The sequence below is a fragment of the Kribbella endophytica genome (assembly GCF_054781295.1).
This window is the reverse complement of sequence record NZ_BAAGUR010000004.1, coordinates 907,214-921,968: the sequence shown is the minus strand read 5'-3', so window position 1 is coordinate 921,968 and position 14,755 is coordinate 907,214. Positions and strand designations below refer to the sequence as shown.

The following is a 14,755-nucleotide window of genomic DNA, read 5'->3' as shown; positions in this document are numbered from 1 at the left end:
GATGGCTGGACACGGTACGGGTCTGATCAGTATCGGCAGTGGAAGTGGTTTCGACGACGACCTGCTGGGCGCTGTCGAGCAAGCCACCGCCACCGCCGAGGGCGGCGACGGCGTGGTGCTCGAACTGCACCCGGGCGGTGGTCACCAGGCGTGGCCGGGCAACGTCCCGATCGCCGCGATCAATCGATGGGAACGCGCGCTGCGGCGCTTGGAGAGGGTGCCCGCGCCGGTGGTCGCGGTGGCGTCGGGGACCTGCACGGGGCCGGCGGCCGAGGTGCTGCTGGTCGCCGACTTCCGGGTGGTGACGCGGGACTTCGTCTTCGTCCTCGGTGCGGAGGGCGGCGCTTGGCCGGGCGCCGTACTGCATCGCCTGGCGTGTCAGCTGGGGGTCGCTAGGGCGAAGCAGCTCGCGCTGTGGCGGCAGCCGCTGACCGCGCGCAAGGCCGTGGCCCTGGACCTGGTCGACGAGCTGGCCGACGACCTCCGGCTGGCGCTGCGCCGTGCCGAGGAGATGCTCGGCAGCGCCGCACCTGATGGCGGCGAGGACTTCGCGGTGATTCGGCGGCTGCTGCTCGACGCTCCGGCGACCAGCGTCGACGAGGCGCTCGGCTCACACCTGGCGGCCGCCGACCGCCTGCTGCGTCGCCCGAGGATCGAGCCGGTCGTGACCACTTCGGGAGCCGCGCTGTGACCAGCTCGGAGACCGCTGTCCGGCCGCGCCGGATCAGCAGTCGGGCGGCCCGGCACGAGTTCCTGGCCGAACGGGCCGAGCGGATCTACGACGAGGTAACCGACGGGTACCGCCGGCGGATGTTCCTGGACGAGCTCGTCTTCACGGTCGCCGAGCGGTGGCCGGGCCTGGCTCCGACCCGGGAGGAGATCGCCGGCGAACGAACCCGGCGGCAAAGCGAGAAGGAAGGCCTCGAGGTCGACCAGGGCATCCTGCTGAGCCATCTGCTGGCCGACCGGCGAGCGGGAACCCATCTGCTGGAGTCCCAGTTGCAGCCGACCGAGCTGGCCCGCCGGTTGCTACCGGAGTTCCGGTCCCAGGGCGAGGTGCAACTGGAGACCGTGCACCTCGAGCGGTGGGACGGTGTCGCGTACCTGACGGTCGCCAACCACGAGTTCCTGAACGCCGAGGACGACCGGCTCGGCCGGGACATGGAGGCAGCGATCGATCTGGCCCTCCTCGATCCGGACGTCGAGGTCGGCGTCGTCCGGGGCGGTGTGATGCTGCACGAGCGGTACGCCGGCCGGCGGGTGTTCAGCGCCGGGATCAACCTCACCCACCTGTACGAGGGCCAGATCTCGTTCGTGAACTTCGTGCTCGGCCGCGAGGTCGGCTACCTGAACAAGATCTTCCGCGGACTCGTGGTCGACGGCGAACCGGTCGAGAAGCCCTGGATCGCGGCGGTGGACAGCTTCGCGATCGGCGGTGGGTTCCAGCTGCTGCTCGTCTTCGACCAGGTCATCGCCTGCGACGACAGCTACGTCAGCCTGCCGGCGCTGCGGGAGGGAATCATTCCCGGCATGGCCAATCTGCGGCTGACCCGGACCGTCGGAGCCCGGCAGGCCCGGCGGTTGTTGCTGGGTGGAGCTCGCCTTCCGGCCAACGGGCCGGAGGCATTGACCTGGTGCGACGAGGTGGTACCTGCGCATCGGATGGAGGATTCGATCGCGGCCGCGGTGAAGCAGCTGCGAAGGTCCGCGGTGATCGCCAACCGGCGGATGGTCCGGTTGGCCGAAGAGCCGCTGGAGGCGTTCCGCCGGTACGCCGCGCCGTTCGCGCTCGAGCAGGTCCAGCGGATGTACAGCGCCGACGTCCTCGAGTCCCTCGAACGGGCCTGGATGCGCCGCCGGGCAGCCCGCGGATGAGTCGTCTGGCGGTCGCCGACCTGCCGGCGGCGGTGGTCGATCCACGGCTGGGCTCGATGACCTTCCTGAACGAGATCACCGCGCGGTACCCACGAGCGATCTCGTTCGCTCCTGGGGCCCCGCACCGCGAGGCTTTCGAGGCCGTCGACGTGGCCCGGGCAGTGGCCGTCTTCGAGCAGCACCTGTCTGCCCAGGGACTGGGAACCGCGCAGATTCGTAGCCGGTTGTTCCAGTACGGGCCGACGCGCGGACTGCTGGGGGAGATGATCGCGGCCTCGTTGCGTACGGACGAGGGCATCGCCGTCGACCCGGACCAGGTCGTGGTGACGGTCGGGGCGCAGGAGGCCCTGGTGGCGGTGCTGCGGGTGCTGCACGATCCCGCGCGCGGTGACGTGGTCGCGATGACGGATCCCGGGTACGCCGGTGCGCACGGCGCCGCGCGGATCCTCGGCCTGGAGATGCTCGCGGTCCCCGATGACGGCCGTGGTCCGGACGCGGCAGCCCTGCGCACGGTGGTGACTACGGCTGAGCGGATCGGGCGGCGCATTCGGAGCTTGATCGTGGCTCCGGATTTCGCCAACCCCACCGGGGCGCAGATGCCGCTGGCGGCCCGGCTGGAGTTGCTGACCGAGGCCGAACGGCTGGGCGTGCTGCTGCTCGAGGACACGACCTACCGCTTCACCGCCCCACCGGGCGCTGAGATTCCGTCGCTCAAGGCCCTCGACCGGACCGGGCAGGTCGTTCAGATCGGCACCTTCGCGAAGATCGGCGTTCCTGGTGCACGGCTCGGTTACGTGGTTGCCGACCAGTGCACCGACGTGGGGATGACGCTGGCCGATCTTGTGACGACGGTGAAGGGTGTCCTGACTGTCAACACCTCACCGATCGCGCAGGCGGTCGTCGGTGGGTTGTTGCTGGAGCACGGTGGTTCGATGCGCTGTCTCGGCGCGAGCAGAGCCGGGCTGTACCGGCGCAACCTGCAACTGCTGCTGGAAGCACTCAACCGGCACCTGGGCGATCCGCAGGGCGACGACGTGAGCTGGAACGAGCCGACCGGAGGTTTCTTCGTCCGGATGGCCATCAACAAGCAGGCCGACGATCAGCTGCTCCGCCGGTCGGCCGAGGACTTCGGCGTGCTGTGGACGCCGATGCGGTACTTCAGCCTCGGAGACGGCGGAGATCGCCAGCTCCGGCTCGCCTGCAGCTCTCTCGACCCGGACCAGATCGACGAAGGTGTGTCGCGGCTGGCCAAAGTCGTCCGCGACTGATCAGGTCAGTCGGTCCGGCCGGGGAGCTGATCGGCGAAGAAGCCGGCTATGCGTGGCCAGAGGTCGGCGCGCGCGGCGGCGTTGGCTGCCGCGCTGCCTCCGGTCGCGAACCGCACTCCGGGCCCGCCGGTCACCAGTTCCGTACAAGGTCCGTACGGCGGCGCCGCCACGAGATGACCGGCCTCGGGATAGTCCAGGTGCTCCCAGACGCCGGCGTGGCGCATGGCCGACGGCACTGTGCTGAGCCGGTTGCACGGCCACATCCGGTCGTCGCCCGCCGTCGCGATCAGGACAGCGGCGTCGGTGCGGTGCAACGGGATCGCGGCAGCAGCGACCTGGTCGGCATCGGCGAGGCCGTCGTCGTACGCCAGTGCGAGGTCGACCGCCTCGCGAGCGGCGATCTGCTCACGCATCCGGTCCGTGACCAGTTGGGGAACGAACGGCAGAGGCCGGCCGTCGAGCGTCCACGACGGTTCGCCGGCCGCCAGGATCGTCTCCAGGTGGTCGAGCGCGGGGATTCCCTGGGTCATGACAGCTGAGCCCACCACGCTGACGACCGCTCGGACCCGTTGGTCGACGCAGGCCGCCAGCAGCGCGGCTTCACCGCCACGGGACGCACCGAGCACCCCGACGCCGCCCGGCTGCACGCTGCGGCGGGCGGTCAGGAAGGTGATCGCGTCCCGGAAGTACTCGAGCGGGATCGACACCAGGCCGTGGGGCAGGCCGCGTCGGCCGAAGTAGGCGAGGGCCAGCACGGTAAACCCACGGGCGGCGAGCAAGGCGGCGTCGAGCTCGTGCAGACCTCCTTCGGATCCTCCGAGCAGGAGGACGCCCGGCCGCGGACCGTCGTCGCTTCGCCAGAACATGGTGCCGACCAGTCCCTGGGTCGAAACAGTCGCACGCTGGACGCCGGCCGGCCATCGATGCCGCTGGATCACGGCGCTCGCGCTGAGCCGGTCCCCGGCTGCTTGGGCGGTCGCCTCGAGCGAGAGCGTCAGCTCGGCCGGTGGAAGCAGCCGGCGGTCACGCTCGGCACCGCGCGGCTTGCGCCCCCGGGTCATCGACCACACGAGCCCCATCGGGTCCGCGCCCACATACCCGGCCGTGGGTGCGTCCGTCGACAGGTCGAGCTCGCCGGACGCACCCACGGTGAAGGTGGCGCTGCTCTTCCACGGGCGTGCCATCTGGTCGGGCTGGGTCGCGCTCAGCACTGCTTCACTGCCTGGTGGCAGCCCGCGGACCCGGATCCGCAACGGGGTGTCCAGGCTCGGTTCGGCCGGCGTCACGACAATTTCGGGATTTGTCATCGGAATCCTCTCGTGCACTGCATGACAACTATAGTAATGTCTCTGCTGACTAGAGTTGATGCGGAGGGGGTTGTTGTGCTCCAACACTCGAACGATGCACCGCCGTCGGTGGTCGCGGTGCGACCGTACTCCGGGCCGGTCAAGCTCCGGCCGGATTCCGTGACGGACCCGCTGCCGGAGTCGCTGCGGGTCCGCTGCCGTCCGGTAGACCTGGCGCCGCACCGCAACAACGTCGGCTCGACGCCGGCGGCCGACACCGGGAGCGGCTCCTTCAACATCTGGGGAAACTCGTTCCCGGCCGAAGAGCTGCCGGCGCCGGGGCTGTGCGCCGTGGATCAGGTCGTTTACGACTTCCCGCCGACGGCACCCGGTGCCGTCGACAACGTGCGCGCCGCGGGGCAGTTTGTGGAGGTCCCGGCCGGCGAGTACGACTGGCTGTACGTGCTGGGAGCGGCCGAGCGCCGGGTCGAGGACGAGCTGGCGTTCCACTTCGCCGACGGGACGGTCGACTTCGAGCAGCTGCGGCTCTCGGACTTCTGGGCGGCTCCGGCGTGGTTCGGCGAGACCCAGGTCCGGGCCACCCGCAGCATGCACTACCCGTTCCACGTCCAGGCCGGGGTTCCGGCGATGCTGTGGAGCCAGCGGGTCCCGGTGACCCGGCGGTCAGTGCTGTCCGCAGTGCGGTTGCCGCGCAATCCGGCCGTCCACCTGTTCGCGGCGACGCTGGTGCTGTCGGGTGGTGAGGACCGATGACCTCGCGACCTGCTCTCGAGCAGTGGTACCGCGATCCGGTCAGCTGTCTGCAGTCGACGCTGGCGACGCTGCTGCTCGCCCAGGGGCAGGAGCCGTTGGAGGTCCTCGGTCTGGGCTGGGGATTCCTGCACCTGCCGGGCGACGTGCGTGCGGAGGAGTTCTACTGGCCGACCCGGACACCGGAGGATCCGATCGCGGGAATCCTCACCCATCATCCGGTGACGTCGCGCTGGCGCGCGGCGGAGACGGAACGGCCGTTGGAGGACCTGCGGGCGGTGCTGGCCGAGGGTCGACTCCCAGTTGTTGCCGTAGACAACTACCACCTGCCGTTCCGGCCGGCGTACCACGACGTGCACTCCGCGCACCTGCTGGTGATCTCCGCGATCGACGAGCAGCGCGACCTGGTCCGCGTCAGCGACGCGATGCCACCGGCGTACCAGGGAGCGCTGTCGATCCCTGACCTGCTGACGGCCTGGACGTCGCCGAACCCGCGCGAGCAGGAGGCGTTCTTCTCGGGCGCGCAGATCCGCGGCCGCTGGCTCGACATCGACCTGGGTGGCCCTTACCTGCCACTGGACCGGGACGGGTTGAGGTCCGCGCTGAGGACCAACGCCGGCACGTTCGCCGCGACCGGAGATCCGCGGGCCGGGCTGGCCGGCCTCGCGGCGTTCAGCGAGGAGCTGGTCGCCGCGGCGGACGCGGGTAACGGCGCCGTGCTCGAGGAGGCCTACACCTTCGGGTGGGGCATGCAGGCGCAGAGCGCGGTCCACGGCGAGCTGCTGCGGGACTGTGCGGTGTCGTGGAAGTCGCCGGGACTGGCGGAGGCGGGCCGCAGGGTCGAGCAGGTCGCGCACGCGTGGACGCCGGTGCGCGTGACCTCGGCGTACGGACGTGTCTCGCCGCAGGACTGGATCGTCGAGCTGGAACGCCACACCCGGCGGTTGCAGACCGCGTACCGCGACGCCCTGGCCACCATCGACGAGGCACTGGAGGAGCTGTGACCATCTCGGTACGAGCACCGGAAAGCCGGCTCCGGACACGGATCGACCGGCTACCGGCCGACCGGCGCGCACGGTTTCTGGAAGTGCTCCGGGGAGAGACCCCCGGACTCGTTCCGGGTGGTTTGGTCACCCCTTCGCCGCTCCAGGCTGCCCTGCTCGCCTCCGACCGGCCGATCGGGGTCAGCGCGTTCGCACTGCGGCTGAACGGTGACATCGACCAGAACGCGATCCGCGAAGCCTGGTCGGCCGTCCTGCGCAACCACGACGCCCTGCGGCTCCGGATCACTCCGGAGTTGATGCTGGAATCGGCCGAGGACGACGAGCCGCCGCTCGAACTGGTTGCGTGTAGCAATCGGGATGAGGCCGTCGGCAACTTCCTGTCCGCACCAGTGGGACCAGGAGCGCGAGCTCAGCTGCTGACGGTCACCCCGACGGAGCACGTACTGCTCTTCGCTGCGAGTGAAGTGCTGATCGATCGCCCGGCTCTGCAGGTCGTGATCGACGACCTGCTTGACCGGCTCGGACCAGCACAGACTGCTCCAGCCGGTCTCTCGGCTGTGGCATACGCACGTCGGGCCGCGTCTCAGCTGACGCTACGACGCCGTGAGGAGCTACTGGCCGCGTGGACCTCGCGACTGGCCGACCGTTCTCCGCTCGTACTCGACCTGGGAGATGGCAGTGGCCCGGACCCGACCTGGCGACGCATCTCAGCGCAGATCCCCTCAACGACTGCCACAGCACTGGAAGGCCTCTCGGCCGACTGGGCGGTGGATCCAGCCAAGATCTTGCTGGCCGCGTTCACCGAAGTGCTCCGCCGGTACGGCGGATCGCGCGACGGCTTGATCGGTGTGGCCTCCGGCGGCCGGGAGCAGGCGCAGCTGCGACTGGTGGGCAGCCTCGCCGACACCCTGCCGCTGGCACTCGACCTCGAGCCGGCCATGACGCCGGCCGATCTCGTCCGCCATATCACCGAGAACCTCCGTGCGGCCGAGGCCGCCGCGGCCCTGCCCGCACCGGCCGACGCTGTCGGTGCCGAGCCGATGCGGATCGTCTTCGACCCGACACCCGGCTTGCGGGTGGCACAGCTGCCCGGACTCACTGCCGAGGTCCTGCCACTACCGGTGGACCAGAACGCGACCGGCGACCTGCGACTGCTGTTCCCCGGCGACGGACGCCTGCTGATCGAGCACCGTTGCGATGTCATCGGCAATGAATCTGCCGACGAACTGCTGCAGAGGCTCTTGCAGGTGATCGACCAGTTCACCGACGCTCGCAGCATCGGTGAGCTGCGGACGATGAGCACCGAGGACGAAGCGAGCCTGATTCGCTGGGGGAGCGGGCGAATCCGTTCGGTGCCGCCGTCCACCGTGCACGCCTGGTTCGCGGATCGGGCGGCCCGTACGCCGGATGCGATCGCGGTGTCTGCCGCTGGTGAGCAGTTGACGTACGGCGAGCTCGAGGCCGCGTCGAACCGGCTCGCCAGGTTCCTGCTCGACCGCGGCGTCTCCAAGGGCGACCTGATCGCCGTCGACCTCTTGCGCGGGACCGAGCAGGTCACCGCGCTGCTCGCCGTACTGAAGGCCGGTGCCGCGTTCCTGCCGCTCGATCCCGGTCATCCGGCCCAGCGGCGTACCGCACTGCTGGAAGACGCCGCGGTCGCCGCGGTGATCGGTAGGGCCGCAGGTCTTGCCGAGCTGGACGCTGTCGGAGGCCCGCTCCGGGTCGCTCTGGACGAGGTGGATCTCGGCAGTATGGCCGCGGAGGATCCGGGCTGTGCGTCGGGCGACCTTGCCTACGTCATGTACACGTCGGGAAGTACCGGTACCCCCAAGGGTGTGCGGATCGGTCATCGTGCGGTGATCCACTTCGTCGCCGCAGTGTCGGACCTGTTCGCTCTGACGCCGGCCGATCGCGTCCTCGGGTACGCGGCGCCGACGTTCGACGTGTCGGTGTTCGAGACCTTCGCCGCCCTGCTGAACGGGGCCCGGCTGGTCGTCGCCACCCCGGACGAGCGTCTTGACCTGCGCCTGCTGGACCGGCTGCTCCGGGACCACCGGATCACGGTGACCGATCTGCCGCCCTCGGTGATGGCGCTGCTCGACCCGTCCGAACTTCCCGATCTCAGGGTCACCTTCGTCGGTGGCGAGGCGTTCCCCGGTGAGCTGGTCAATCGCTGGGCGCCCGGCCGGCGGTTCTTCAACGGCTACGGGCCGACGGAGTGCACGGTCACCATGGTCGTGCACGAGTGCTTCGCGCCGGCGGCCGGCTCGCCGCCGATCGGTCTGCCGATCGACAACCATGTCGCGCACGTGCTCGACGACGCATTGCGGCCGGTGCCGTACGGCGTACCCGGCGAACTGGTGATCGGGGGAGCCGGACTGGCCGACGGTTACCTCGGCCGGCCGGAGCTGACCGCCGAGAAGTTCGTCGAGGACCCGTTCGGCACCGCCGGCGGACGGCTGTACCGAACCGGCGACCTGGTCCGCCGTCGCCGCGACGGCGAGCTGGTGTTCCTCGGGCGGCTCGACCGTCAGATCAAGATCCGCGGTGTCCGGATCGAGCCGGCCGAGGTCGAGGAGACGCTGGCCGGTCTCACGGACGTCATGCAGGCCACTGTCGACGTCTGGGTGGATTCGGTCGGGCAGCGGCACCTCGTCGCCTGGGTCGCCCGGCCGATCGCCGGTGCGGACGACCAGGAGCTTCGCCGGCTCCTCGGGGAGCGGCTGCCGGCCGCGCTGGTGCCCGACTTCGTGGTCGTTCTCGACCGTCTGCCGCTGACCGCCTCGGGCAAGGTCGACCGGGCCGCACTGCCGGCGCCGCTGATGGATGCCCTGGAGGATCCGGCAGCGGACTCGGGTCGAGCACTGACCGAGACCGAACGGATCTTGGCCGAGGAGCTGATCGGCCCGATGCTCGGCCGGGAGCGGATCCCGGTCGACGCGAACTTCTTCGCGATCGGTGGCAGCAGCTTGCAGGCGGCGCAGCTGATCTCCGCGATCCGTCGGCGGTTCGGTGTCGAGGCGGGGGTGGCCGACTTCTTCCGCGACGCGACGATCTGTGGGCTGTCGACCGTGATCGATGCCGCCCGGGCCGAGCAGCTCGACGACGAAGGCCTGCTGGAGCTGCTCGAGGAAATGTCCGAGGAACAGGCCGAGCGCATCCTGCGCCTCGGGGACGCGGAGGTTAACCAGTGATGGAGTCGACGGCCGACCTGATCTCCGCGGTCCGCGAGGCGCTCGCGGATCCCGCTGTGCAAGCCGAGTACACCGCTGTGCGGGCGGCGGCCGAGGCCGGGCTGGCGACCGGACGAGCGCCCGGGGCGTCCGAGCCCGACGTACGAGGTCTCTACCGTGAGCTGGGCCGCCGACGGCTGCTCGCGCCGGGATGGCCGGAGGAGTTCGGCGGTCGGCGAGCTGGACAGGTCGCATCGGCCGCGGCTCTGGAGGAGCTCGTCCTGGCCGGGATGCCGGACACCCTTCATGTGCTGAGCATCCAGATCGTCGGATCGTTCCTGATGCAGGTCGGTAGCCCGGAGCAGAAGAAGCGGCTGTTACCGGCGCTCGCCTCCGGTGAACGCTTCGCGACCGTTCTCTACACCGAACCCGACTCCGGCTCCGATCTGGCATCGCTGAGCGGAAAGGCGCGCCGCGACGGTGACGGCTGGCGTCTCGACGCGGTGAAGGTCTTCGGCCTCAAGTCCGGCCAGAGCGACCTGGCCCTGTGCTCGTTGCGGACCGCTGACGGCGTCTCGAAGTACGACGGGATCAGCCTGTTCCTCGTCGACCTCGACGCGCCCGGAGTGCACCGCTCGACGATGCCGACCCTGGGCGACGAACAGTTCGACCGGGTCGAGCTGGTCGACGTACGGGTTGGTGCCGAGAGCCTGATCGGGCACGAGGGAGACGGCTGGGAGCAGCTCAACCGTTGCCTGCCGCTGGAACGCACCGGACTCGACTACTCGCTCAAGGCGCGCGCCTGGCACCGGGTCGCCGTCGGCGGGCTCGCCGCGTCCGAATCGGTCTCCGACGCCGTCCTCGCCGAGGCCGGACGGTTCGGGGCGATGGTGGCCGCCGGCCGGTTGCTGACGTACGACGTACTCGACGGGCTGGACCGCGGCGTGACCGACGACGCGGGCGCCGCGGCGGCCAAGTTGTACACGAGTGAGGCCGCCCAGCAGATCGCCACCTGGGCGGCGCAGCTGTACCCGCCGGGTGCGGACACGAACCTGCCACCGGACGCGATCGGCGACCTGGAGTCGGCGTTCCGCGAGGCTCCCGGGCTGACTCTGGCCGCCGGGACCTCGCAGGTGATGCTCGAGATCGTCTCGAGCCTGACGTCCGGCCTCGAGCTCGAGACAGGAGATCTGCGATGAACCTGCCGCCCGACCCTTTGATCGACCAGCTCGGCCGAAGTGTTCGCGACACCATCCGGTCGAGCGGGCCGGACCCCGTCCGCGACGATCCCGCCGATCTCCGAGAAGTTCGTTCACGCCTGGAAGCCCACGCGACCACGGTGCTGAAGGCGGTGCTGGCCGCCGAGCTCGAGCTGCCTGTCGATGCGGGCGGCCTGGACCTGGGCCTCGAAGCCGGCACTGTGGTCGGCCAGGAGCTCGGCCGCGCCGGTCTGCCCGACTGCTACAACGGTCCCGGCTTGCTGGCCGACCTCCTGACCGTTCGGCGTGGCCCGCGGGACCTGCCGGTCGAGCTGATCAACCAGGGCACTCCGGTGGAGGTGTGCGGACTGACCGGTCCGGCCGCCGCCACCGCCGTACCCTCCGGCTGGCGGCTCGACGGCCGGGTCTGTGCGACCTCTTCGACGGCGTCGGCCATCTGCACGGCGGTTGCCTCCGGCAATGAAGTGCTGCTGGTCCTGCTCGACCCGGAAACGGTCGCTCAGCTGACCAGCCGGATCGCCGGCGGGGTGCGGACCGTCGAGCTCGCGTCCGTCGAGGTCGACGACCGGCATGTCGTCGGAAGCCTTGGAACCGGTTGGCCCCTGTCGGACCCGGACGGCTTGCTCGCTCGGCTTCGGGTCCGTCACGCGGCCTGGCTGGTGGGGATCGGATACGGCGCGCACGCGCGGGCTGCGGCCTATGCGCAGCACCGCCGACAGTTCGACCGGCCGCTGATCAGCAATCAGGGCGTCAGTTTTCCGCTCGCCCGTGCTTGGGTCTCGCTGCGCGCCGCCGAGCTCGCCGTACGCCGGACAGCGCGGCTGATCGACGACGGTGGTCTCCCGGACCCGCTGGCGGCCGGGCAGGCGCTCGGCCTTGCGCTCGAAGCAGCGACCGCCGCCACCCGGACGGCGTTGCAGACCCACGGAGCCCGCGGCCTGACGGCGGGCGCCGACCTGAGCAGGTACTACCTGGCGATCCGGGACAGCGCGGCCCTGGCCGGCCCGCCCGCGACCCTCTGGTCCGAGCTCGGGCAGCGCGAACGTGGCGATTCCGTGGACGCCGCCCGTCGCTACCGCCCCGTCGACGATCACCTCGTCGCGTCCGCCATCAGCTAGATCACCAGGAGCTTCGATGTCGTCCATGATTGTCGGCCCGACCCTCGAACACCACGACGAGCTCACCGTCGTGGACCTCTTCCTCCGGCAGGCAAGGCAGCGGCCGGAGGCCCCGGCCGTCAGTCATCTCGGCCGGACGCTGAGCTACCACGACCTCGACGTGCTGAGTGCCGGACTGGCCGGCCGGCTGCTCGACGCGGGAGTCGGTCTGGGGGACCTGACGCCGTTCGTGCTGTCCAGCGGTCTGGAGATCCCGATCGCCATGCTGGCGACGATGCGCATCGGCGCTCCGTTCGTACCGATGGACGCCTGCTGGCCGGCCGCCCGGCTCGAGCAGGTTCTGACCGCGATGTCCCCGAAGGTCGCGCTCGTCGCCGCCGGCGGGGGAAAGGCGCTGCCCACCGCCGTACTGGAGATCGACCTGGCTGTTCCGTCGAGCGGTGACCGCCCAGCCACGGCCGACCGGCCGCCGGGCCTCGACGATCTGATTTACGGCTTCTACACCTCCGGCTCGACCGGCATGCCCAAGTGCGCGCTGAACATCCACCGCGGTCTGCGGAACCGCTTCGCGTACATGTCGCACCGGTTCGGGGCGGCGCCGGACGACGTGGTGCTGCAGAACAGCCCGCACGTCTTCGACTCCAGCGTCTGGCAGATGCTCTGGCCGCTGACCAAGGGGGCCCAGGTCGTCATCCCCGACCGGTCCGGGGTCGTCGACCTGCAGGACGTCGTGGCGACCATCGAGCGGTGCGGTGTGACCATGACGGACTTCGTGCCGTCGGTGTTCAACGTGCTGGTGGAGCTGCTGGTCGCCCAGCCGTCGATGGTCCGACAGCTGCGCTCGATGAGGCACCTCCTCATCGGCGGGGAGGAGATGCTGGCCGGACCCGTGCAGACGTTCCGCGGGCTGCTGCCGCACGTTCGGATTACCAACACCTACGGGCCCACCGAGGCGTCGATCGGCATGGTCTTCCACGAGGTCCGCGACGTCGACGTCGAGCGCATCCCGATCGGTCTGCCGATCGCCAACACCTGCCTGGCGATCCTCGGAGAGGACCTGCGCCCGGTCGAGCGCGGCGAGGTCGGCGACCTGTGGATCGGCGGGGAGTGCGTCGGGGCCGGGTACCTCGACGATCCCGCGCGAACGAACCTGGTGTTCGCGGACAACCACCTGCCCGGGCTGCCGGCCCGCCGGCTGTACCGGACCGGTGATCTCGCGGTCGTCGGTCCGGACGGTCTGGTCGGCTTCCGCGGCCGGACCGACGACCAGGTCAAGGTGAACGGCATGCGGGTCGAGATCGGTGAGATCGAGGCCGCGCTGCGCGACTGCCCCGGACTGACCGACGCGCGGGCGACGGTGTACGCCGATCCGTCGGGACGCAACTGCCTAGCAGGCTTCGTGACGAGCCGGAGCGTGGTCGAGACGGCCGGAGTCCTCGACCACGCGCGCCGGTCACTGCCCGCCGGTCTGGTGCCGTCGAGGATCATCCAGATCGAGGCGATGCCCCTGAACCAGAACGGCAAGCTCGACCGCAACCAGTTGGCCGGCCTGGCGGCCGAGTACGACCACACTGCGTCGGCCGACGTCGGTGACCCGGTCGCGGTCGCGGTCCAGGCGGCGTGGAACCGGTTCGTGCCGGGTGGACCGGAGGGCGATTTCTTCGCCGCGGGCGGCGACTCGCTCACCGCCGTACGCCTGACTCTGCAGATCAACGAGAAGCTGGGAACGTCGCTCACGGTCCAGGACCTGGTGGCGGCGCCGACCATCGCGGCCCTGACCGAACGGATCAGTGCGGGACCGGTGGCCAGGCAGGACCCCGAGTCCGATCTGCCGTCGGCCGTCGCGGACGCCGTTCTCACCGCGGACGTCCGGCCGGTCGGCGAGCTGGTGACCACCTGCGAGCAGATCTTCCTGACCGGTGCGACGGGCTTCGTCGGCACGCACCTGCTGCACGGGTTGCTCCGCCACACCGAGGGAGTCGTCCACTGCCTGGTCCGCGCCGCGGACGCCCCGGCCGCACTGGACCGGATCCACGACAGCCTGCTCTTCTACCACCTCGACGCCACCGATCTCGACCGCGTGGTTCCCGTCGTCGGTGATCTGGCCCAGCCTCGGTTCGGTCTCGCGGACGACGAGTGGGCCCAGCTGACCTCGGTCGTCGACGTCGTCGTGCACAACGGCGCCATGGTCAACCTGGTCCTGGGGTACCAGTCGCACCGTGCGGCCAACGTGCTGGGGACGGCCGAGGCGCTCCGGCTGGCCACGACCGGACGGCACAAGGCCTTCCACCACATTTCGACCCTGAGCCTGCTGGAGGCGGTACCGGGCCGGCCGGAGTCGGCTCCCGCACAGTTGCCCCCAGCAATGAATGGCTACAGCCTGTCGAAATGGGCAGCGGAACGGCTGGTCGAGCAGGCTGCCGACCGGGGGCTGGCGGCGGCCGTCTACCGGCTGGGTGAGGTGATGCCGCACTCGGTGACCGGCGTACCGTCCCCGAAGAGTTTGCCCGACCTCATCGTGCGCTGGAACGTCCAGCTGGGGTTGGCGTTCCGCAGTCCGATCGTGCTGGACTACACACCCATCGACCAGGTCACGACGCTGGTGACGACGGGGGTCCGCTCAGGTGCGCGTGGCTGGTTCCACCTGGCCCAGCCGGAGCCCGTCCGGCTGGACGACCTGCTGGCCGAGTTCGCGCTCGAGTTCGGTCTCGAACCGGTGCCCTACCGTGAGTTCTGGCTTCGTCTGCAGGAGCAGGCGTTGTCCGACGGTTTGAACGACGACATGGCGGCGCTGCTCGCGATGCTGCCGGCCGCGGGGCGCGACGTACCGGACCAGGCGCTGGAGGAAAGTCTCCTACAGTTGTTCGGCGAGGCCGGCGTCGGATGCACGAGGTCACGGAGCGTCGGCCTGCTCTCCCAGGCGGGCGTCCGGCTGGCAGCTGCCGACGCGGGCGTGCTGCGGCGCTACACCGCGCACTACCGGCGGGTGCGTCGGGCGGCGCTTCGTTCCGAGCACGCCGTCGGCTGATCGAGGTCCTGC

At 70.3% G+C, this 14,755-nt stretch carries 10 protein-coding genes; 9 read left to right on the top strand and 1 reads right to left on the bottom strand.

What is annotated here, in order from left to right; all coding sequences use genetic code 11:
• Position 1 precedes the first annotated feature (1 nt).
• From dpgB to ACYVIO_RS36000, 3 genes are read left to right on the top strand one after another with little or no spacing between them, the layout of a single operon-like run.
• Entirely contained in the window at positions 2-691 is a 690-nt protein-coding gene (dpgB, locus tag ACYVIO_RS36010; RefSeq protein ID WP_460655445.1) for an enoyl-CoA-hydratase DpgB, read from the top strand.
• The gene (locus ACYVIO_RS36005) at positions 688-1,875 is read left to right on the top strand and encodes an enoyl-CoA hydratase/isomerase family protein (protein ID WP_460655444.1); all 1,188 of its coding nucleotides are present in this window, start codon (positions 688-690) and stop codon (positions 1,873-1,875) included. Before dpgB ends, ACYVIO_RS36005 begins: the two co-directional genes overlap by 4 nt.
• Positions 1,872-3,143 carry an aminotransferase-like domain-containing protein gene (locus tag ACYVIO_RS36000; protein ID WP_460655443.1) on the top strand — a complete coding sequence of 424 codons (1,272 nt, stop codon included), beginning with the start codon at positions 1,872-1,874 and terminating at the stop codon, positions 3,141-3,143. The genes ACYVIO_RS36005 and ACYVIO_RS36000 overlap by 4 nt, the downstream gene beginning before the upstream one ends.
• Positions 3,144-3,148: 5 nt before the next feature.
• On the opposite strand, the gene ACYVIO_RS35995 is transcribed toward ACYVIO_RS36000, so the two are convergent.
• Positions 3,149-4,450: an acyl-CoA thioesterase/bile acid-CoA:amino acid N-acyltransferase family protein gene (locus ACYVIO_RS35995; RefSeq protein WP_460655442.1), complete on the bottom strand. Its 1,302-nt coding sequence runs from the start codon at positions 4,448-4,450 to the stop codon at positions 3,149-3,151.
• Positions 4,451-4,525: 75 nt separating this feature from the next.
• On the opposite strand from ACYVIO_RS35995, the gene ACYVIO_RS35990 reads away from it, so the two are divergent.
• The 6 genes from ACYVIO_RS35990 (at position 4,526) to ACYVIO_RS35965 (ending at position 14,743) form a co-directional block, all read left to right on the top strand.
• The gene (locus ACYVIO_RS35990; protein WP_460655441.1) at positions 4,526-5,203 is read left to right on the top strand and encodes a hypothetical protein; all 678 of its coding nucleotides are present in this window, start codon (positions 4,526-4,528) and stop codon (positions 5,201-5,203) included.
• Positions 5,200-6,204, top strand: coding sequence for a BtrH N-terminal domain-containing protein (locus tag ACYVIO_RS35985; RefSeq protein ID WP_460655440.1), 1,005 nt, complete (start codon positions 5,200-5,202; stop codon positions 6,202-6,204). The genes ACYVIO_RS35990 and ACYVIO_RS35985 overlap by 4 nt, the downstream gene beginning before the upstream one ends.
• A gap of 122 nt (positions 6,205-6,326) precedes the next feature.
• On the top strand, positions 6,327-9,398 hold the full coding sequence (locus ACYVIO_RS35980) for a non-ribosomal peptide synthetase (protein WP_460655439.1): 3,072 nt from the start codon (positions 6,327-6,329) through the stop codon (positions 9,396-9,398).
• Complete coding sequence (locus ACYVIO_RS35975) at positions 9,398-10,576, top strand: acyl-CoA dehydrogenase family protein (RefSeq protein ID WP_460655438.1); 1,179 nt, start codon at positions 9,398-9,400, stop codon at positions 10,574-10,576. The genes ACYVIO_RS35980 and ACYVIO_RS35975 overlap by 1 nt, the downstream gene beginning before the upstream one ends.
• Positions 10,573-11,715 (top strand): acyl-CoA dehydrogenase family protein, encoded by a 1,143-nt coding sequence (locus ACYVIO_RS35970; protein WP_460655437.1) that lies wholly within the window; start codon positions 10,573-10,575, stop codon positions 11,713-11,715. The genes ACYVIO_RS35975 and ACYVIO_RS35970 overlap by 4 nt, the downstream gene beginning before the upstream one ends.
• 16 nt (positions 11,716-11,731) lie before the next feature.
• Positions 11,732-14,743 (top strand): non-ribosomal peptide synthetase, encoded by a 3,012-nt coding sequence (locus ACYVIO_RS35965; RefSeq protein WP_460655436.1) that lies wholly within the window; start codon positions 11,732-11,734, stop codon positions 14,741-14,743.
• The last annotated feature ends 12 nt before the right edge of the window (positions 14,744-14,755 follow it).